We start from the raw sequence: 21093 nt of genomic DNA on the forward strand, positions 1-21093 counted from the left end.
AGGCCATATGGCCTTCCCCCCATGACCCCGAACAGCAGCGTGAGTTGAGATGCCTTTCCTGGAAATCGTCCACCTGAACGGCGAAGTCGAGCGCCGGCCGCTGGAGAAACAGCAGCCGGTGACGGTCGGCAGCCATTCATCGAACGACATTCGCATCAACGAAGAGGGCGTCGAAACCCTGCACTGCCGGATCAGCTGGAACAAGCGGGCCTTCGAAGCTGTCGCGGCGGGCATTGAAGGCTTTGAAGTCAATGGAAGCGTCGTTCAGAAGGCCGTGCTGAAGCAGGGTGACGTGCTGCGGTTCGGGTCTGTCGATCTCAAGTTTGTGGAAAGTGAAGCCGAAGGGGCCGCGATGCCCCTGGTTGCGGCTCTGGCCTCTCCTGATAGCGGAACCATGTCGTTGAAGCCTCTGTCCGATGAAGTGGACGTTCCCGACTGGCTGAAAGGCGACAGCGACAAGTCTCCGCCCGCCCCGAAGGCGGAGTCGAAGACCCGGTCTGCCGAGGACTCGTCCAAAGCCGCCTCGCGGCCCAAGGTCGCGAAAATCATCCCGGAAACTCCGAAGGCCACTTCAGGGGCATCCGAAAAGGCGAAAGCCGACAAGCCACGTGGGGAGAAGCCCGCAGCGAAGTCGAAGGCGCCGCGGCCCCCTGTCGACGACGATGATGACTTCGGCGAGTTCGATCTCGATGCGGGGCTGGAAGCGCTCGCCCAGGAAAGTCGTGCGTCCCACCCCGTGATGCCGACGTTCGACGAACCTTCGGCTGACACGGCCGACTACGACCGGCCGGTGAGATCGAAATCGCGGCCAGCCACAGCCCCCGCCTCGACGCCGAAGAGCGAAACTCCTGCGGAGCTTGCCTCGCCAGCTGCCGAGGGACCGCCGCCGGCGCCGGCAGCCCCGCCGAAGGTCGACCGTGTTCGCGACGCCCTCAGGCATCAGCGCCGGGCCCGGCCGGGCGAGGAGGATGTCCTGCGGTCGCCGCTCGTCATCGGGCTGGGCAGCGCCGCCGTCGTGTCGCTCATCCTCGCAGCCATCTTTTATTTCGTCGGATTCCGCAGGTCGGTGCAGGAAGAGTTCGACTTCGCGAAGGCCCAGTTCAATGAGAACAAGTTCACCCAGGCGATCGAAGCCTTCAATCTGTTCCTGGCGAAGCACGGCGAGGGATCTCTCGCGGAGGAAGCCAACCGGATTCGCGGGCTGGCGATGGTCGATGAACAGATCACCGGCGCTGCCCCGCGTTTCAGCGAGGGGATGAAGAACCTCAAAGATTTCATCGCCGAACACCGCGATGCCGAGGGCTACTCTGACAACGCCCAGCGCGACGTCGCCAAGAGGGCGGGGGATATCGCCCTCGGAGCGTCGAAGGCCGCTGGCAGGGTGTTCGACAGCGCCCTGCTCGATGTCGCCCGGGACGCCAAGTCGAGTCTGGTCACCGCCTCCTCCAAGGAGACGCCTCCCACGGAACTGCTCAAGGAGATCGACCGCAACCTGCAGGTCTCGGCGGCGGCGATTCTCAAGCACAATACGAACAACGAGCAGTACAAGCAGATTGAAGCGGCCATCGCCGCCAACAAGCCGCTCGAGGCTCTGAGGCTGCGACGCGAACTGCTGGCCCGCTATCCCGATCTCGAAACCGACAAGAAGATCGCGTCGATCACGGCTTCGACACTCGAGAAGGAACGGTCGCTCATTCGGGAGGAAGCGCTCGATCGCCCCGCTCTGACCGACCGACTGGTCGAGCCGCAGTCGCTGACGCTCGTCTATCAAGCGCGGACCCGCACCGATCAGGTCTCTGTGAGCCGGGCCATTCCTGTCGTTTCCCATGGCACGTTGTTCGGGATCGATACCGTCACCGGCGGGCCGGTCTGGAAGCACTCGGTCGGCGTCGATACGCCGTTCTTCCCCGTGCGGGATTCGGCCTCGAACTCCCTGATCGCCTTCAATTCGCCGCGACAGGAAGTGATGCGGATCGACCAGAACTCCGGCGCCATCCTGTGGCGGCAGCCGATTGAGGAACGGGCATCGGGACGGCCGCTGATCAGTGAAGGGCAAGTCTTCATTCCAACGGTCGCGGGCCGCCTGTGTCGCCTGGAACTGGAGAGTGGCACGCTCGTGTCACGCCTGTCGTTCTCGCAGCCGATCTCGAATCCGGTCGCTGTGGAAACGAAGGACAAGGGCGTCCGGATCATCGTGAGCGGCGACCGCGAAGTCTTCTATACCCTCTCGGCTCGTCCTTTCGCCTGCACCTCGGTGTCATACCTGGGGCAGCCGTCCCAGTCGATCGTCGCCCCGCTGCTCGCCCTCGGGCCTTATGTGCTCGCCTGCCAGAATCTCTCGAACGATGCCTCCAGGCTGCGATTGATCACCACAGAGCCGACCGATCAGCCGCTGAAAGAAGTTGCCTCGCATGAAGTCGCCGGCCAGGTCCTCGACGCTCCCGTCGTTCGCGGACGCGACCTGTTCGTTCCCTCTACGAACGAACGTGTCGCCGCCTTCCAGATTTCGGACGAGATGTCGCAGGCCCCGCTTGTGCCCGGCCCGAAGTATGAAGTGAAGGGGGCGCAGCCGGTCGTCACCCAGCTCTCCGCAGCTCCCGATGCGCAGCTGTTCATGGCCAGCACGGCCGTCCGGAAACTCGAGCTGAAAGTCGATTCGCTCCAGCCCACCCAGGAAGCGATTTTACTCGGAAAGGCGACTCAGCCGCTGCAGTTCCAGGACCGGCTGCTCTTCGTCGCCCGTCAGCGTCCGTTTGCGGAATCGGTGGTCCTGACGCCGATTGACCGCACCAGCCTGACCGGGGAATGGCAGGCGATCACTGGCGCCCGCATCATCGCGGCGAGCGTCGCCGGTGGCGACAACCCTTCAGTCGTCTGCGTCACGGAATCGGGGCAATTGTTCCGCGTGACTCCCAGGTCGCTGGAAGGCGGCGGCTTCCTCTCCGTGGCGGAACGACTGCCGCTCAACGAAGAACTGGTCGACCCGCTGCTCGCGACCACCCTCGGCGAAGGCCAGCTCGCGATCGCCGGCGGTCTTCCGGAACCGAAGCTCTGGATTGTCAATCGCCTCGGACAGATCGAACGGACGGCCACTCTCGCCAGTCCGCTGCAGGCGGCCCCGGTCGCGATGGGCAAGGCGATCCTGGCCCCGGTGAATGGCCGGCTGCAGTTGCTGCAGGCCCAGGGAGGCCAGGCTGCGGCTCAGGAATATCGCCTTCCTGGTGACCTTAGCGGCCCGACAAAATGGGTGCAGGTGTTCGCCGCCGACGCCGATTCCGCCGCCGGCGTCCTGGAAAATGGGATTGTCCTCGGCGTACGGCTGCAGAAGTCGCCTCAGGCACATCTGATCGAATCGGCTCGCTACAGCCTCGAAGCCCCGCTGGTTTCGAAACCACATTTCGGCGGCGGAATGCTGGCCGTTGCTGGGGCAAACGGTCGCGTTGCCGTGCTGGCCGCTGAGAATCTCGAACCTCGCGGGGAAGCGGCCTTCGCCGGGCCGATCGCCTCCGGCCCGTGGCTCGCGGGTGAGTTCGTGTTTGTCGAACCAGGGGATGGAACCCTGCAGGCGCGGTCGATCGCACGGGATCTTCCGGCAGCCTGGTCGCTGCCGCTGCAGAACGACCGTGTCGCCGGAGCTCCAATCGTCCGTGGCGCCGACCTCCTGATTCCGCTGCAAAGCGGCCGCCTGGTCCGTTGCGACCTTGCATCAGGCGAGGTACGCGGCGCGACAGACCTTCATGCGGTGCTGGCGGGAAGCCCGCTCGTCATCGGTAACGGAATCTATCTGACAACCCTCGACGGCAGCCTGATTCGCGTTCCGGAGGAGATCCAGTAATGGTCGCTTCGGGAAAATTCTGGCGTCTCTTCTTCTGGGCAATCCTACTTCTGCCCTCAATGGCGGGGGGGCTGGCGTTTGCCCAGGACCCGATGCCGCCGGCCGAGACACCGGCGACACCGCCGTCTCCAGAAGAGGCGGCCGGGCTCGTCTCGCTGCCGAAGATTCAGGATGTGCCCTATCCCTCCACGGAGGAACTGCTCCGCGGGCAGGCACGCGACTGGACGATCCTGACGACGGACGAAGTCATCGTGTCGGAGTCGATTGCACCGCGACCTGCGACGCTCGACCAGCTGGAAGCGGCCTTCAAGGCCAAGGAGAAGGAACGCCGCGGCAAGACCGGAGAGGAACTCGAAACTTTCAAGCGGGAACTCGACGACCTCCGCTATGTGAACCTCATCCTGCCGGGCCCGCCGCCTCTCGATGTCCGCGTGCTGCGCAACAAGATTGCGCGGATCATTCACCACGAAGACCACATGCTCCTGCGCGTCGATACGCTGCTGCAGGAGAAGAACATCGAACTGGCGAACGAACTGCTGACGCAGTTGCAGAGGCAATGGCCTGATTGGCCTGGCCTCGCGGAGCGGCTTCAGGCGTTTCTCTTCGCCGATGCCAGCGAGCGCCTCGCTGCCGGCGATGCGGAAGCCTGCCTGATGCTCGCGGCCGAGTTGAAGTCGCGCAAGCCCGATTACCCAGGCCTTGCGGACCTGGCCGGGCGCGCCACAGAGCAGCTCGTGCGATCGGCCCAGGAAGCTGGTGATCACATCCGGGCCCGTTACTACCTGATGCGTCTTGACGACCTGTTTGCGGACCACCCCGTCTTCCAGCAGCTGTCGCAGGGGTATGCGACCCAGGCCCAGTCATTGATGAACGAAGCCGTCACACAGGGGAAGGCCGGCAAGTTTGCCGAGGCGGCCACCCTGGCGACCGAAGCAGTCAAGGCCTGGCCCCGGCTGGCGGCTCTCAAGGCCCCGCACAAGGCGGCCACCGAGCGCTATCAGCGGCTTGTTGTCGGCGTCGTGAGGCTGCCCGGCGCTCCGAAGGCGACTCCGTTCCTCAGCGAGGCCGACCTCCGTGCCGAGCGCCTCGTCCGCCATCGCCTGTTCGAGATCGACGACTACCGCGGCGGAGTGTCCCATTACCGGACGGCTTACCTTGATGAATGGGAACCGTTCGATCTCGGACGTCGCATGAAGTTCTCGCTGTCGCAGACGCGTCAGCCCTGGGAAGCGCAACCCGCCGCGAACGCCACGCAGATCGTCGCCGGTCTGACGGATGCCCTCGATGCGACGTCGCCTGCCTATGACGAACGTCTCGCGTCCTATCTCAAGAGCGTCACGCTGTCGTCTCCCTCGGAGTTCGAGGTGACGTTTGCTCGCGTCCCTGTCCGCATCGAATCCGCGATGCGGGCGACGCCGCTCTCCGCGGTGCCCGCCGTCGATGGCGATGGAACGCTTAAGCCGGTGGCCTTCGAGAAGGACTCGGGCACGTCGGCCGCTCTGCCCGGCGGCTTCCCGCTCGTCTCTGCGAATGAGAAGCAGGTCACCTTCCGGCGGGCCATTCCCGAGCCCAACGGCCTGGATCGTTACCACATCACCGAGATCATCGAGAAGCGTTACGACAATCACGAACGCGCACTGCGTGCCCTCGAAGAGGGGGAGGTGGCGATGCTTCCGAACCTTCCCGACTGGATCATCCGGCGTCTGAGAGGCAACAAGGAATTTGAGAAGCAGTACTTCGTGCAGAAGTACGCCATGCCAACGACGCATGTCATCCAGCTCAATCCCCGCAGCCGCTCTCTCGGTTTCCGCGAATTGCGGCGGGCCCTTTTTCAGGCGATCGATCGCGAGCGCCTGCTGTATGAGATCGTTCTTCGCGACCAGGAACTGGCCGACCAATCGAAGGAGCTGACCCGTCTCACCCGGGAGCGTCCGGCCGGCGACGCCGACCTCGAAAAACTGAAGGTTGAACTGCGCGACCGGAAGGCCACGTCCCACGGCCGCGTGACGAACAGCCCATTCCCTCAGTTCAGCTACGCGGTCAGCCCGCGGCTCCCCGAACAGCCCTTTGATCTCTCCTCGTCGGTGGCGATGACGATCGCGGTCGCGCAGCAGATGGGAGGGACGATCCCGATCCTCAGGATGGCTGTTCCTCCCGAGGAAATTCCGCAGGCCATCGCCAAACGGCTCGTGACTGTCTGGGGACGCGTCGGCATCAATGTCGAAATCGTCGGTGAAGAAGAGGCAGACAGCTGGGACCTCGCCTATCGCACGTTGCAACTGGAGGAGCCGATCACCGATCTGTGGACGTTCCTGACCGTTCAGCCCCACGCCCGCGTCGAGGATCTCGCACCGTTTCCCGATTGGCTCAAGCAGGAGCTGATTGCACTCGACCGCTCATCCGACTGGAACCGGGCCGTCGAACTCTGTCAGACGCTGCACCGGCATCTGTGGTCGGACATGAGGTTCATCCCGCTTTGGGAACTGGATGGCTACCTCATCTATCGCAAACAGGTTCGTGGCGTTCCCCAGGAACCGCTGCATTGTTATGAGCAGATCGACCGCTGGAACGTGGAGGCGTGGTATGCGAACGACGCAAACTAGCCCCTGCTGTGCGGCAGTTGCGGCGATCGCCCTGCTTGTGCACGGCCCGATCGCCTTGGCGCAGACTGCCGAACCCACTGCCGCCGCAACCCCCGCGCCTCCAGCGGCCGCCGAGTCAGCTCCGGTCGTCCGGCCTGCGGAACCTCCCTGGGAGCTGCGGCCCTACAAGGTGGCCGTGGAAGTCACGTTGGCTTCTTCTCCGCATTTGCCCCACTCACTTCGCCAACAATTCGTCGCCGGTTTGCAGTCGCGGCTGGCGGACGACCTCGGCGCCATGTGGAATCTCACGCTTGTCGAAGCCTCTCCCGCCGCTTCGATGCCCGTCTCCCGCCTCGTCGAGCAGACGGCGGAAAGTGCCCGGGCGCAATGGCTTGATCATCCGGCGGAAAAGGTCCTCTCCCTGTCCGTTGGGAATGACCGCGGCGAATGGTCATTCGCGGCCCGGGAATGGGATCGCGCGTCGGAAACGCTCGGCCCGACCTCCAATGGATCGGCCATTGACGACCGGCTGGCCGTCGGGGCCGCCGCAGCCGTCGTGAAGGCGGCGTTTCGCGCCCTCGTGCAGGTCGATTCGGCCAAGGGGCGGGAAGTCGTCGTCCGTCTTCGCGCCGGCGAACTCACTCCTCCCGATACCTCGGCCGCCCCGTTGTCTCCAGGCAATTTCCTGCGGCCTTTTGTGCGGGCCATGAATCGCAAAGGCGAGCTCCAGAAGGTTCAGGCGGTTCCGTGGACGCTGCTGCGCGTGGAAACCATCGACCGCTCCCGGGCCGACATGCTGGCGTTCTCCGTGTTTCCCGCCCCGGTCGCGGCGACGAAGAAGCGTCTGGAGTCGCTTGCCATTGAAGTCCGCCCCACTCATCCGGAAACTGTCCTGCAGATTGTTCCGCGCACCAGCAAGGGCAACCCCGTCGCCGCCGCCCGCGTGGAGATCGTCGACCGCCTCTCCGCGCCGAACGATCCTGAGGTCGATCGCACCCTCCTGCGGACCGACCGCGAAGGCCGGGTGACCGTCCCGGCCGATCCTACCCCGCAAGTGCGCTACGCGATCGTCCACAGTGGAACCGGCATCCTCGCGCGGGTCCCGTTCTGTCCGGGAGTCGATCCGGTTCTCGTGGTGGAAGTCAACGATGATGGCCCGCGTCTCTCGGCCGAAGGAGAGGTCTCGTTGCTCGAGGCCGACCTGATCGAACTGGTGGCCCGGCGGAAGGTTCTCCTGCTTCGCGCCGAAGCCGCCTCCAAGGCGGGTAAAGTCGGTGAGGTGAGATCGCTCGTCGCGGAGCTCAAGTCTCTGCTGACTCAGCCCCAGTTCCAACAGCGGATCGATCTCTCGCGGACGACCGCCGTCGAAGGGGCCCGCGAGAAGAAGGACCAGGTCGCCGAGGCGCGAATCCGAAAGATGTACGCCGCGCTGGGAGAGGCGTCGAAGACCCACCTCGACGACGAGAAGTTCCAGGAGGTGCTCAAGGATCTCCAGGACGTCGCTGCGATCCGCGCGCCCGATTCCGGCGCACCGGCGCGGAAGAGATAGCATTCATGTCTGCGCTCATTGAAGTTCTCTGCGAAGACGGTCCCGTTCTGGCCGTCAACAAGCCTCCCGGGCTGATCTCCCAGGGAGCGCCGGAAGGTGTCGAGAGCCTGATCACCCTCGTGAAAGACTACATCGGCCGGAAATACAACAAGCCGGGCGCCGTCTATCTCGGCGTGCCGCACCGTCTGGACCGTCCCGTCTCCGGCGTCGTCGTCTTCTCGCGCAATTCGAAGTGTGCGGCTCGTCTTGCCGAGCAGTTCCAGCAGCGCACGGTCAAGAAGGTCTACTGGGCCTGTCTCGAGCGTCCGCCCGAGCCACCCCAGGGGACGCTGAAGGACTGGCTGTACCGCATTCCCGACCAGCCGCGCGTTGAGCTCTCGCGTGAAGGCGTCGAAGGGGCGAAGCACGCCGAGTTGCGTTATCGCACCATCGCGAAGGCCAAGGGGCGGGCCATTGTCGAAATCGAACTGCTGACCGGCCGCATGCACCAGATCCGCATTCAGTTTGGGAGTCGCGCCTGGTCGATCGTGGGGGATCGGCAGTACGGAGCGAAGTCGGAGTTCCCCGGCGCAGCGGGAATGGACCCGCGCGATGCCCCGATCGCGCTCCACGCGCACAGCCTCACGATTCAACATCCCATTCGGTACGATCCTCTGACAATCGTCGCTCCGATTCCTGAGACCTGGCGAGCGCTGGGATTTGATCGTTCCGTATTGCGGAAATATGAACACGATGACGGCTCCGAGCAGCAGCAGACGTAGTGTTTTGTCGCGGTCGCGTGGATGGCTTCTCAGCCTCCTGTTTCTGATCTCGCCCCCCGGAATCACAGCAGTCCTGGCGCAGGGAGTCACGACTCCGCTCGAGCCGCAGCAGGCATTGGCCAGCCTGAAAACCGATCCGGATCTCCGCATCGAACTCGTTGCGGCCGAGCCCGATGTCATCGACCCCGTTTACATCGCGTTCGATGCGCAGGGCCGCATGTGGGTCGTCCAGCTGGGAGACTATCCCAACGGTCCCGCCCCCGGCGAACCCGGCCGCTCGAGCATTCGCATTCTCACCGATGCCGATGGCGACGGCCGGTACACCGATCCCCAGGTGTTTGCGGAGGGCCTGCTTTTCGCCAACAGCCTCATGTTCTGGCAGGATGGAGTCCTCGTCACGACCGACGGACGCCTCGATTTCCTTGCCGACCGCGATGGCGATGGCAATGCCGAATTCCGCGAAACGTGGTTTGAAGGCTTCGCCCGCGAGAATCCCCAGCTGCGGGCGAATTCGCCGACGCTCGGCCTCGATGGAATGATCTACGTCGCCAACGGATTGCGCGGCGGCAAGGTACGCGCCGTCCGCAAAGAGTGGGGCGAGCACGAACCGGTCGATATCAGCGGCCGCGACTTCTGCTTCGACCCCTACACCGGACAGGCCCGGGCCACCTCCGGCCACGGACAGTTCGGAATGTCGTTCGACGACTTTGGCCGCCGGTTCTGCTGCTCGAACCGCAATCCCTGCATCGAAGTCGTGATGCCGGAATGGGCGCTGGAGAAGAATCGCGATGTGGCGGTGACGGCGGTCGTCGCCGATGCCGCCGCCAGCGGAGAGGCGTCGCGGATTTATCCCATCAGCCGGTTCTGGGTGACGTCGAATCTGCACGCGGGCCAGTTCACCGCGGCCTGCGGCGTCCACATCTATCGAGGGGATGGCCTCGGCGACGGCTACTACGGCAATTCCTTCACCTGCGATCCCACCGGCAATCTCGTGCATCGCGAGTTGCTCGAAGGGACTGACGTCGTCTTCAAAGGACGCTCGCCATATGACGCGCTGGAATTTATCTCGACGGAAGACACCTGGTTTCGCCCGGTCAACCTGGCGGTCGGACCTGAAGGCGCCCTCTACCTCGCCGATATGTATCGGGCGGTGATCGAGCATCCCCAGTACATGCCCGATGAATTGAAGACACGGCCCGACCTCACCCTTGGGAGCGATCGGGGAAGGATCTATCGCGTCGTCAGTCGAACGCCCGCGCCGCAGCAGAAGAAGGCGCCGAAGCTGAACGAACTGTCGACGTCCGACCTGGTCGCATTTCTCGATCATCCCAACGTCTGGCAGCGCCGCACGGCGTTCCAACTCATCATGGAGCGGCAGGATCGCAGCGTTGCGGCCCAGCTGATTCCCATGCTGGGCGGACCTGCCTCGCCGCAGGGGAAAACACTCGCGTTCTGGGCCCTTGCCCGGCTGGGAAGCCTCCGCGCGGAAGACCTGACGACGGTGCTGAACGCCGACGACCCCAAGGTTGTCGAGCAGCTGCTCGTGCTCCAGGGAGCTTCCGGAAAGAGCGACGTTCTGGCCGCTGAGCGGCGGTCGATCGAACCGCAGTTGATCGAAATGGCGAAGAGCAGCGCTTCAGGCCAGCGTTCGATCACCGGCCGTCTCCGTTTTCAACTCGCGCTCGCCTTGAACGACGATCCGCAGGCGCTCGCCAGCCTGTTGAGCGGCGCCGTTCAGGACCAGTGGCTGGCGACCGCCGTTGCGATCTCGTCGGGATCGCGTTCCCTGGAAACTGCCGAGTCACTGCTGGGCCTCGTCACCGAGTCGTCGAAGACGACGGACCTCGTCGAGCCCTTGGGCCGACTTCTCGAGGTTCCCTGTTCCAAAGGCGATCTTGAGACCCTCGCGCGGTCCCTCAAGCTGGTGGAGGCCCTTGCGGCACGCGATCCCGCGGCCGGGATGTCGATTCGCAGCAGGCTCTGGAGCCGACTCGCCGCCGCCGTTCGGTCGAAAGGGCGAAACCCCGTTGCGCTCTTTCCGGAAGCCGCCGCCACTGCCGGCATCGATTTTCACAAGGTGATCGAAGAGGCCGTCGGGACGGCACAGGACGACAGTCGGAAAGGAGGCGAACTGCTCGATGCGATCCGCCTGCTTGAGTTCGCCCCGCTCGAACTCTCGTCCGCTGCGTTCGCGAAGTCGATGAATTCTTCTGATGCCGCGATCGCCGCCGCCGCTGTGGCCGGGCTGGGCCGGCTCAACGATCCCGGCTGCACGCCGCTGCTGCTTGAAGAATATTCCTCACGGTCGCCGTCGCTGCGGCGGGAAATACAATCCGCCATTTTCCGGTCCGAGCCGCGGATTGCGGCCCTGCTGGATGAAATCGATGCCGGCCGCATTCCGCCGACGGAACTCGACCAGACGCGGATGCAGCAATTGGCACGGGTGAAGAATGCCGGGCTGAAAGAGCGCGCGGCAAAGCTGATTGCGGCCAATCGCCCGGCGGACCGGTCGGAGATGATCGAGAAGTATCAGCCAGCCCTCTCCCGAAAGGGGGATCCGGCTCACGGTCGCGAGCTGTTCACGAAGAACTGCGCCCAGTGCCATCGCATCGGGGCCATCGGTGTGAACGTGGCTCCGGACATTTCGGATTCCCGCGTCAAGCTGCCGTCCCAGCTTTTGACCGACATCCTCGATCCCAACCGGGCCATCGATAACAACTACTTCAACTACATCGTCGTCGATCACGAAGGAACGATTCATTCCGGCGTGATCGCGACCGAAACGTCGACGTCGATCACGCTCCGGCAGCCCGAAGACAAGCGGGTGACGATCGCCCGCGAGAACATCGAGCAGCTCCGCTCGACCGGGCAGTCGCTGATGCCGGTCGGCCTTGAGAAGGCGTTGACCGTGGAAGATATGAGCGACCTGATCTCCTTCATCAAGAACTGGCGCTATCTGGACGGCGAAGTCCCGAAGGAAGTCATCCGTTAGGCCATTTTCATGGCTTCTGTGCAGGCGAATGGCCGTCACTCGGCCCGCGAAGCTCCAGCTTTCGCCTGCGGAAACCTGCAAACCAGATTTGAAGATGCTTTAGGAGACCGCCAGGCCATCAGGGGGCTGATGGGCGATGTGTGACGACCTGTGACGGAGACCTGTGACAGCAGAAAATGGTCTGAATCCCTGGGGATTCGTGACCTGTGACAGCTGTGACAGCTGTGACAGCTGTGACAGCTGTGACGAGTTTTTGGAGGTCATTTGCCCTCCGTCTCGCCCGGTCAGCACTCGTCGGTCCTGAATTGCCAAAGAACGAACTCTCTCCCAGTACGGGAGGGGTTGCGCGCGGGCAGGATTCCGCGTGTCAGGGGATCGGGTCCCTGGCCACCGGTTCAGACTTGCGCGACCTGAATCGCGCTCGTGAGCTTCTCCTCCAGGAAGTGAGCCCCTCAACGAAAACACCCCGGCCGCTCCTCGAAGCGGCCGGGGTGTTCCAGTTGGGTCGGCTCAGTTCACGGCCAGCGGAGGCGGGCTCAGCCGGCGGTTGTTCGAGGTCGTCGCCCCGGGCGCGCCGCCGACGCCCGTGAGCGTCGAGTTGGACACGGCCTGGGGACCATCCAGAAGGGCCCGCAGTTTCGGGCTGGCCTTGTGGATGTGGATGATGCGGGTCGGAGCCGAGGACTTCTTCGATTTGATGATGACGATCACTTCCTGGTCGTCGTCGATCGCGGCCGCCGGGCCCGCTTCGTTTCCGGTCGAAATCGGCTGGGCCATCGCCAGGGCGTCCCGGGCGGCGTCGGAAACCAGCGGTTCGGCTGCTTCGATCACAGGCTGCACATCAGCGGGCATCGGCCGGGCCGTCCCGAGTTCCGCCTGGGCCATCGCCAGGGATTCGGTCGGCTGGGCGCCCGGGGCGTCCTGCGTTTCAAACAGGCTTGCCATATTCAGGCCGCGGAGCAGGTCATGAATCGGCTTCAGGCCGCAATACATGCCGCCCACGGGGGCCTTGGACTTGGGGTCTTCGGAGACCGCGATGCACACGCCGACGAGTTCGTCGTTCATGTTGAACAGTCCGCCGCCGCAGCGGCCGGGGAGGGGAACGCCCGAGCATTCGATCGTGTCCGGCCCCTGATACTTGTTCAGGGCGGTGATGCGGTCCATGTTTCGGGTGATTGCGGCGCCGGAGGCCCCGCCGATACAGGCCACCTTCTCGCTGAGCTGCGGCGCGTGGGAGGCCGGCGCGATGGCTGCCGCCCGCAGGGCCTGATCCGTCGGGAACTCGATCAACGCGACATCCGCATCGAGATCGGCCTTCACCAGCTTGGCGACGAATTTCCGCGCCCGGCTGTCGCCTGCGGCCATCGCCGTCTGGCTCGCAGGAACTTCCACTTCAATCTTCGAGCCCTGCGGAAGCTGGCTGAACGGGGCGCCGGCCGTCACGACCAGCGTGCGCCCGATCTGGCTGTGGATGATCGTCCCCGAACCCTGAAGGATTCCCTTGGGGCTGTGCAGATTCAGCTTCACGCTGGCGGCGAGGGCCGTTTCTCCTGTTCGCTCGACCTGGGCCGTCGGAGTCTGGCTCTGTCCCCGAACCGAAGGTTCGGCCTTGGGAGACCGGCGAAACAGCTTGGGGAACAGCGACGAGTCGGTCTCTTCGGGAACGGGTGTCGACGGAACTTCCGCCACGACGCCCTGGCCCGCAGTGGGGCGGGGGAGCTGAGCCGGTTCGCCCAGTTCAACTCGCAGGTTGGGTGAGGACGGAGTGGGCGAGACGGGTTCTGCCGGAATCTTCGTCACCATCCGGCGCAGTTCGGATTCGCTGACCGCCCCGAGCGTTCGATCGATCACCCTGCCGTCGCTGACGATCAGGAACGTCGGAAGTCCATCATAGGCGAAGCGACGAGCTTCTTCGGGCTGCCGGTCGACATCGATCTGGCGGATCGGCAGACCCTCGCGCTGCAGCCGGTGAACGATCCCCTCCATGTTCTGGCAGTGGATGCAGTTCTTGCCCGTCAACTCAATGACTTCACCGCGGGGCGCTGCTCCGAAGAGCAGCATCAGCACCGAGACGGTCTTCATCCGTGAAGCTCCGACCTTGGATCATGTAAGAATTGCAACGCGGCCTTCCCAACATTACACACGGGAAGACCGATCCCTGACGGCATCCTGCAGTCAGGAGAAACTCACTTCTTGCGGAAGTACAGGCGGGGATGGGACTAAAGCGGAACAAACGTCGTCCGGTCCAGTCCGGCTCTCCACCTGACGTGGATAGGAGCAATCGGCATTCCCTGCCGGAACATTCCGCGCCTTCAGGCCGAGGCTTTCTCAATGCCAGCCTCGTCCTGGCGGCCGCTGTCGGCCTGTCGTGGTTCTTCTTCCCGAAGCTCTGGGGGGGCGGAGGATTGATCGGCGGCGACACCTATACCTACTACTTCCCGCAGAAGGTCGTGCTCCAGGACGCGCTCCGCGACGGCCGGCTCCCTCTCTGGAACTCGGTTGTCAGTCTCGGATACCCGCAGCTCGCCGAAAGCCAGACGGGAGCGCTCTCTCCGCTCAACATCGCCCTCTACCGCTTCTTCGACGTCAACACGGCCTACAACGCCAGCCATCTGCTGCACTACATCGCCGCCTATGTCTTCACATGGCTCCTCGCGCGCCGGTTCGGCATCGGAGCCGTCGGCTCGCATCTGGCTGCGCTGTCGTTCGTCTATGGCTGGTTTCCGGCCCGGGCCTGCCTGGAATGGGCGATCATCGGCGGTGCGTTCTTCCCGGCGATCGTCTGGTGCGTGGAGAGCTACCTACAGTCGGGAAAGGTCCGCTGGCTGGCGATAGCGTCCGTCGCGCTGGCGGCATTCCTGACGACCGGGCACTTCAACCTGGCGTTCATCACGCTCCTCGTGTCGACACTTCTGGTCGCGCTGCGGCTGACATGGGCGACCGATGGACTGGCGGATCGCGTGCGAATCGCCCGCTGGCCGTCTGCGGCAAAGGCGGCGACCGCCGTTGTGCTCGGGTTCCTCCTCGCCGCGCCGCAGTTGATTCCCAGTGCGGAACTCAAGTCGGCCAGTCAGCGGGAAGGGGGTGGCTTCAACCAGGCTTACGGAAACATTCCACTCTGGTACCTCACTCAACCTCTCTGGCCGACGCTCTGGTTCGCTCCCGACATCAACCCGGATGAAAACCTCTTCAATTCCAACCGGATCGAAGCCCATCTCTATTTCGGTGTGATTCCGTTTTATCTCGCCGTGGCCGCGCTGTTCTGGCGCACGGAAGGCCGACGCGACCGCCGGATCGCGATCCTTGTCCTCGCCGGGTTGGGGGGCGTCGTTCTGGCCACCGGCTGGCCGATGCCGGTTCTTCGCCTGGTTCCCGGCTTCGGGTATTTCGCCGGCCCCGGGCGCTATGGGATGATGACGGCTCTTGCCGTCGGGGTCGTCGCCGGCCGGGTGCTCGATCGCCTGCTGCAGCTCTCCTCGATTCGCGTGTTCTGGCCGATTCTCACTGCGGTCGTATTCACCGTGACGACCTTCGACCTCTCCTATGTTCACGACTGCGTGACGTACCTCACGTTCGTGAACAGGGCGCCGATCTCGATTCGACACGAAAGCCCCGTCGGCCGTCTGCTGCGATCGATCGAGACGCCTGTCCGGGTCTTCGCACCTGGCCCGAACCTGCCTTCCATCATGGGGGTGAACTGCGTCCCCGAGTATCTCGGTATCGGGCCGAAGCAGTACTACGACAAGCGGCTGGCGATCCCTCGCTACAGTCAGGAGGACGAAACGCCCGAGCTGCGCCAGTCGCTCATCCGCTGGCTGCAGCAGGCGGGGGCGACGCACATTCTCGCGCAATCGGCGCTGGTCGAGGCCGACTGGCCGGTCAGCCCCGCGACCGTGGTGCGAGATCCGTTTCTCAACGCTGCCTGGGGAAGGGGAGGCGAGCCGCTCTACCTGTACTCCCTGCAGGGCTCACGCGCGCATGCCTTCCTCGAAGGCCAGGTCGACGGACAGGGGGTCATGATCCGCGAGGAGCGGCCCGAAGCGATCTCCCTCGAAGTCGACAGCGATCGCGACGGTCGGGTCGTGTTGCTCGATCTGCTGTTTCCAGGCTGGCAGGTGACCGTCGATGGCCAGCCGGTCGATCCTGAGCTTTTCGAAGAGGTTTACCGCAGTGTGCGCGTTCCTGCCGGAAAACATGTCGTCGAATGGAGCTATTCGCCCGGCAGCTTTCGCCTCGGGCTGATCGTGTTTGCCTTCGCCGCAACGGCGCTGCTTGTGTGGCTGTTCATCGAGGCCCGGCAGCAGACAACAGCCGTCCGGACGGACGAGCTACCACAACATCGGTGACGACAGGGCCGACGATCCCGTCCTGGCAATCTTGCTCAGGTCGTCCATGAGGCCGCCCATGCACAGCGGAACGGGCATCGATTGTTCGAGGTGCCTGATCGCGTCGTAGCACCGTTCCAGGCCGGCCGCTGCACGATCCTGTTTGTCGATGTCGTTCTCGGCGGTGTTTCGCACTACGTTTCGGAAGTGGTCGATGGCGAAGCGGATTGCCCAGGTCGCGTTTTCCCGCTGTTCGGCCGTGTTGGATGAAGCCGACTCGATCGCCTCGCTCACCTGCGTCGCCAGCGTCAAACTGCTGAACCGGGGATTCGCCAGCCCGCTGCGGATCACATTCCGAAGTTCCGCGAGCCCCGGTTCCAGAAGCTTCCGGGCCGTTTCGACGCTCCCGCTCGCTTCGGCCGCCGCGCTCCGCGCCTCGGCCTCAGCCATGCCCCCTTCTTTCAGGAGGACAGCGACATCGTCGTTCGACAGGGCTCCGAACCACAACGGCTGGCATCGCGAACGGATCGTCGGCAGGATCGGTTCCAGATCGGCCGCGATCAGGATCAGGATGGAACCGGGGGCGGGTTCTTCGAGGGTCTTGAGGAGTGCGTTCGCGCTTTCGTCGTTCATCCGTTCCGCGTCATCGATGATCGCGACACGGCGACTGGCGGACATCGGCCGGAGCGACAGGTCGTGGCAGAGTCCTTCCCGGCCCCGGCGGTCCTTCGATCCTGCGATGAGGTCAATCGACAGTTCGCGCTTCCCTTCGGGGCAGCCGATCTCCAGCAGGTCGGGGTGGGTCAGGGCGGCCACCTGTTTGCAGGCGGGGCAATGACCGCAGGGATCCAGCTCCTGCTCGTTGGTTTCCCGGCAGAACAGGGCCTGGGCGAGCCCGCGGGCGACGATCCGTTTGCCGATCCCTGCCGGGCCCAGGAAGAGATAGCCATGGGCCAACCGACCGCGCAGCGCGGCCCGCCGCAGCATGGCGATCTGCGCCGCATGGCCGCGCAGTCGACTCCAGAGAATGGGAGAATGATTGTCCACGTTGTGTCCTGAAACTGAGAGGCGAATCGTAGCGAATCGCCGGGCTGGAAGTACGGACCGTCCACGCTGATACTTCGTTCCTTCATTCACCACGCTCCCTGCGAATCGACCATGCGCCACGACGGACGTCTCCAGAACCAGCTTCGCCCCATTCGCGTCGAACGCCCCTTTGCGACGGCCGCGCCTGGCAGCGTCCTCATTCACGCTGGAAACACCTCGGTGCTCTGCACGGCCAGCATCGACGACTCGGTTCCGCCCTGGAAGATGAAGCAGGATCCCCCGACGGGGTGGGTCACCGCCGAGTACAACATGCTTCCCGGAAGCACCTCTCCCCGGAAAAACCGCGAACGCTCCGGGAAGGTCGACGGCAGGTCGCAGGAGATCCAGCGGCTGATCGGCAGGAGCCTGCGCGCCGCCGTGGACACGGCGGCTCTCGGCCCGCGCACCATCACGATCGACTGCGACGTCATCCGGGCCGATGGCGGAACGCGAACTCTGAGCATCACGGGCGGATTCATCGCGCTCGTCGACGCCGTCAATTCGCTGAAGCCTGCGGGGGTCGATCCCAAGAAGGTGCTGATTGCGAGCATTGCCGCCGTCAGCGTCGGCGTCCATCAGGGAGTCGCCGTCCTCGATCTCGATTATCCGGAAGACAGCCGGGCCGAAGTCGACATGAACGTCGTGATGACGGGCGAAGGTCGGTTCGTGGAAGTGCAGGGTTCGGCGGAGAAGGGGACCTTCAGCCCCGAGCAGTTGCAGGCGCAGCTCGCGCTGGCGATCGATGGAGTCCGGCAACTTTCGCAGGTGCAGCGCGAAATCCTTGGAAAAGACTGGCCTTTCTGAGGCATTTTCTGGGATAGGCTCAAGTTCACGGGCGGCCGCCCGCGCCAGGAGGGCGCATCGTCGGCCGGTTGCGTCATTTTTCCACGCATTCCCGAAGGAGTCGGTCATGCGAAGCGTTGTCCTGCGTCTGTGTGCCTGCGGCCTTTTGGCTGCCTCGTCGTTCTCTCTCGCGCCCGTCGCCCGGGCCGGTTCGATCGATGCCGTCCCTGGTCGAAAATACGAGCTTTCCAAGGCTCACGGCCCGGTGATGATCATGGTCGAAACGTTCCGCCGCAGCGCGAATGAAGGGAATGAAGAGAACGCCAAGACGGCGGAACAGGTCGCTAACGAACTCGTGTTCGAGCTCCGGTCGAAGAACAACCTTCCGGCGTACGTCTATCGAGTGAATGGCGACGATAGCCTGGTCGACACGATCGACCGCCGCGGGAACAAGGACCAGCGGAAGAACCTCCACAAGGTCGAGTCGTTCGGCGTCATCGCCGGCAACTACCCGTCACTCGACGATCCGCTTGCCAAGCAGACGCTGGCGTTTGTGAAGAAGCTCAAGCCAAAGTGCCTCTCGCCCGAGAACGGCATCGTGTGGTTCGCCAAGGCCGGGCAGGGGCCGTTCCAGAAGGCCTTCCTGACCGTCAATCCGCTGTTGTCCACAGAAGAGGCGCAGACGCGCATGGCGGCCGATGCCAAGCCCGATACCCTGTTGATCAAGCTCAATTCCTCGGTCAATCACTCCCTCCTGGAAAACAAGGGGAAGTACACCCTGCAGGTGGCGATGTTCACTGGCCGCAAGGTGATGGAAGGGACGCTGGCCGCCCAGAAGACGAACTTCTTCGAAGAGAAGCAGCACAATCCTCTCGACGTCGCCGCCATCGATGCCAACGATCTCACGCTGGCGCTCCGCCAGCATCGCGGTCGGGAAGCGTATGTCTGGCACGACCACTACCACTCGATCGTCACGGTCGGCTCATACGACTCCAAGACGGATCCCCAGATCCTGAAAGACATCGAAGTCTTCCGGGCGAAGGAGAAGCTGAACCTCGAGACGAAGGTCGTGGAGATCCAGCCTGAGCATATGTGGATCGAAAAAACCGGCAGGAATCAGGACGTTACCCGCATGTGGGCGTTCATGCCGGAGCCGCTGTTGATTCCCGTTCCGCAGATGCGGACCTCCAGCTCCCTCGCCCGGCTTCCCGAGGCCATCCGCAGGAGATGAATCGGCGAGTGCAGAACGGCCGCCGTCAGCTGTCGGCAAGCGGGAGCCACACCTTCTGCATCACCTGGTAATCGGTCTTCGCGAGGCCCAGACGCTGATAAGCGCTCTGGGCCTTTTCGTTGTGCTGCTCGACATACAGCCGGATTCCGACCACCTGGCCTGATTCCCGCGCCATCGCCTCCAGATGCTCGTAGAGCGCACGGAACACTCCCCCGCCGCGATGCCCCTGGCGGACATACACGCTCTGGATCCACCACAGGTCGCCGTTGCGCCAGTCGCTCCATTCGCGGGTGTGCGCCAGCTGGCCGATCACCTTGCCGTCCTCTTCGGCCACGAGGTAACGCCCCTTGGAAGGATCGGCGAGCAGCTGCTTCACGCCTGCCAGCACGGTCGGCGGGTCGAGCCGCGTGTGTTCTGTCTCTTCGGCCAGAAGACAATTGAACTGTGCAATGATCTCGGCGTCGTCGGGGCCCGCCGGACGAACCTGGAAACCGGTCGAACTGCTCACGAGTGCTGCACCCGGCCCGCACTGGCGAGTTCGCGGATCGGCCGGGCGTCTTCCGGGAGGATCGCGACCGGGCGATCGCTCACGTCGCGCACAAAGTCATGCGGGTCGATTCCGAGGTTGTGATACACCGTGGCCAGCACGTCGCGGTAATGAATCGGGCGTTCCTGGGCGTAAGCGGCCGTCTTGTCCGTCGAGCCGATGACGAGGCCCTCCGGCATGCCGCCTCCCGAAACGAGCACCGATTGAACCGGCGCCCAATGGTCGCGCCCTGCGTTGGTGTTGATCTTCGGACTTCGTCCGAACTCGCCCCACACGACTACGGTGCAGTCCTCGCTCAGGCCCCGGGCGTGCAGGTCTTCGATGAGGGCGGAGATTCCCGTGTCGAACAGCGGCAGGTGCTGCTTCATGTGGCTGAAGTTGTTTCCATGCGTGTCCCAGAACCCGTACGCGACGGTGACGACGCGGACGCCCGACTCCACGAGCCTGCGGGCGATCAGCAGTTGATCGTTCCACATCGGCGCGCCGTCGCCCAGGTGCTTCGAAGAACCTTTGCCGTACCGCTCCCGGATGGCGACGTCTTCGCGTTCCACGTCCATCGCTTCGATGATGCGGGACGACGTCATCACCTCGAACGCGCGGCGATAGCTTTCGTCCGCATCGGAAAATCCGTGCGCGTCCTGTCGGCGGCGCAGTTCGTCCAGCCCCGTCAGCAGTCGCTGGCGTCCTTCGAACTGCGGGCGCTCGATATATCGAAGCTTCATGCTGTTCAGGTCTTCACCGTCCGCGCGAACCTGGTGGTACGCACTTCCCAGGTAGCCCGCGCCGGTGCTGTTGTACGGCCGGTGCTGCATCGTGGGGAACAGGTCGATGAACGGCGGCGTCAGCGAGTCGGTTCCGCCCTGCACCCTGGAGACGATCGACCCGAAGTGCGGGAGTTTCCGCTGGGCCGTCTCGCCCATCGTGAATCCGGTCACACTCTGGAAGCTCGAGTGCTCATCCCGCTGGCCGACGATCGAACGCAGCACCGTGAACTTGTCGGCGCAGGCGGAGAGCCTGGGGAGGTGTTCGCAGAAGGCGGTTCCGGGGACGGCCGTCGCGATCTGGCGGAACTCTCCGCGCATCTCGACGGGGGCCTGCGGCTTGAGGTCGAACGTGTCCTGATGGCCGATTCCGCCCGTCAGGTAGACCATGATGACCGACTTGTGTCGGCGGGCCTTGGCCGCACCGCGCGCCTCGTTGCGAATCAGGTCGGTCAGCCCCAGTCCGCCGACGGCCAGGCTTCCCAAGCGGACGAATGAGCGTCGCGTGATCCCGTCACAGAATCGACGGGAGGAGTTCTTTCCGAACGACATCGGTGCGATATCCTCAACGCGGTGCAGCGGGAAGGGGCCGGCGACTCATCCACGCAGATTGATACGATAGCGAACCGGCCGACCGGCTG

General features: G+C 64.1%; 12 protein-coding genes. 8 read left to right on the forward strand and 4 right to left on the reverse strand.

The annotated features are described in order from the left end of the window. Positions 1-49: 49 nt before the first annotated feature. The 5 genes from Pan44_RS13960 to Pan44_RS13980 are packed head-to-tail and all read left to right on the forward strand — an operon-like array spanning position 50 to position 11719. Positions 50-3835, forward strand: a complete 3786-nt coding sequence (locus tag Pan44_RS13960) for an outer membrane protein assembly factor BamB family protein (protein WP_145030647.1) — start codon at positions 50-52, stop codon at positions 3833-3835. Continuing rightward, positions 3835-6438: an ABC transporter substrate-binding protein gene (locus tag Pan44_RS13965; RefSeq protein ID WP_145030648.1), complete on the forward strand. Its 2604-nt coding sequence runs from the start codon at positions 3835-3837 to the stop codon at positions 6436-6438. The genes Pan44_RS13960 and Pan44_RS13965 overlap by 1 nt, the downstream gene beginning before the upstream one ends. After that, entirely contained in the window at positions 6419-7966 is a 1548-nt protein-coding gene (locus Pan44_RS13970; RefSeq protein ID WP_145030649.1) for a hypothetical protein, read from the forward strand. The genes Pan44_RS13965 and Pan44_RS13970 overlap by 20 nt, the downstream gene beginning before the upstream one ends. Positions 7967-7971: 5 nt before the next feature. After that, the gene (locus Pan44_RS13975; RefSeq protein ID WP_145030650.1) at positions 7972-8727 is read left to right on the forward strand and encodes an RluA family pseudouridine synthase; all 756 of its coding nucleotides are present in this window, start codon (positions 7972-7974) and stop codon (positions 8725-8727) included. A gap of 4 nt (positions 8728-8731) precedes the next feature. After that, complete coding sequence (locus tag Pan44_RS13980) at positions 8732-11719, forward strand: PVC-type heme-binding CxxCH protein (protein WP_197453317.1); 2988 nt, start codon at positions 8732-8734, stop codon at positions 11717-11719. Between the two features lie 510 nt (positions 11720-12229). Here Pan44_RS13980 and Pan44_RS13985 read toward each other — a convergent pair. After that, positions 12230-13801, reverse strand: coding sequence for a trypsin-like peptidase domain-containing protein (locus tag Pan44_RS13985; RefSeq protein WP_145030652.1), 1572 nt, complete (start codon positions 13799-13801; stop codon positions 12230-12232). Positions 13802-13986: 185 nt separating this feature from the next. Here Pan44_RS13985 and Pan44_RS13990 point away from each other — a divergent pair, with 185 nt between their 5' ends. Then, positions 13987-16065 carry a glycosyltransferase family protein gene (locus tag Pan44_RS13990; RefSeq protein WP_145030653.1) on the forward strand — a complete coding sequence of 693 codons (2079 nt, stop codon included), beginning with the start codon at positions 13987-13989 and terminating at the stop codon, positions 16063-16065. Here the strand turns inward: Pan44_RS13990 and holB are convergent. Next, entirely contained in the window at positions 16048-17091 is a 1044-nt protein-coding gene (gene holB, locus Pan44_RS13995) for a DNA polymerase III subunit delta' (protein ID WP_145030654.1), read from the reverse strand. The two genes, Pan44_RS13990 and holB, sit on opposite strands and share 18 nt — an antisense overlap. 111 nt (positions 17092-17202) lie before the next feature. Here holB and rph point away from each other — a divergent pair, with 111 nt between their 5' ends. Together rph and Pan44_RS14005 are read left to right on the forward strand one after the other, a co-directional pair. Continuing rightward, entirely contained in the window at positions 17203-17934 is a 732-nt protein-coding gene (rph, locus tag Pan44_RS14000) for a ribonuclease PH (protein ID WP_145030655.1), read from the forward strand. 106 nt (positions 17935-18040) lie between these two features. Further along, positions 18041-19144: a hypothetical protein gene (locus tag Pan44_RS14005; RefSeq protein WP_145030656.1), complete on the forward strand. Its 1104-nt coding sequence runs from the start codon at positions 18041-18043 to the stop codon at positions 19142-19144. Between the two features lie 25 nt (positions 19145-19169). Here the strand turns inward: Pan44_RS14005 and Pan44_RS14010 are convergent, their stop codons facing one another. Further along, positions 19170-19652 (reverse strand): GNAT family N-acetyltransferase, encoded by a 483-nt coding sequence (locus Pan44_RS14010; RefSeq protein ID WP_145030657.1) that lies wholly within the window; start codon positions 19650-19652, stop codon positions 19170-19172. Beyond that, positions 19649-21004, reverse strand: coding sequence for a DUF1501 domain-containing protein (locus Pan44_RS14015; protein ID WP_145030658.1), 1356 nt, complete (start codon positions 21002-21004; stop codon positions 19649-19651). The genes Pan44_RS14010 and Pan44_RS14015 overlap by 4 nt, the downstream gene beginning before the upstream one ends. Between the last annotated feature and the right edge of the window lie 89 nt (positions 21005-21093).

The sequence above is a fragment of the Caulifigura coniformis genome, assembly GCF_007745175.1.
Classification (GTDB): domain Bacteria; phylum Planctomycetota; class Planctomycetia; order Planctomycetales; family Planctomycetaceae; genus Caulifigura; species Caulifigura coniformis.

Coding starts and splice junctions, on each gene's coding strand:
- Pan44_RS13960 (WP_145030647.1), top strand. CDS start 50: ATGCCTTTCCTGGAAATCGTCCACCTGAACGGCGAAGTCGAGCGCCGG.
- Pan44_RS13965 (WP_145030648.1), top strand. CDS start 3,835: ATGGTCGCTTCGGGAAAATTCTGGCGTCTCTTCTTCTGGGCAATCCTA.
- Pan44_RS13970 (WP_145030649.1), top strand. CDS start 6,419: ATGCGAACGACGCAAACTAGCCCCTGCTGTGCGGCAGTTGCGGCGATC.
- Pan44_RS13975 (WP_145030650.1), top strand. CDS start 7,972: ATGTCTGCGCTCATTGAAGTTCTCTGCGAAGACGGTCCCGTTCTGGCC.
- Pan44_RS13985 (WP_145030652.1), bottom strand. CDS start 13,801: ATGAAGACCGTCTCGGTGCTGATGCTGCTCTTCGGAGCAGCGCCCCGC.
- rph (WP_145030655.1), top strand. CDS start 17,203: ATGCGCCACGACGGACGTCTCCAGAACCAGCTTCGCCCCATTCGCGTC.
- Pan44_RS14005 (WP_145030656.1), top strand. CDS start 18,041: ATGCGAAGCGTTGTCCTGCGTCTGTGTGCCTGCGGCCTTTTGGCTGCC.
- Pan44_RS14015 (WP_145030658.1), bottom strand. CDS start 21,004: ATGTCGTTCGGAAAGAACTCCTCCCGTCGATTCTGTGACGGGATCACG.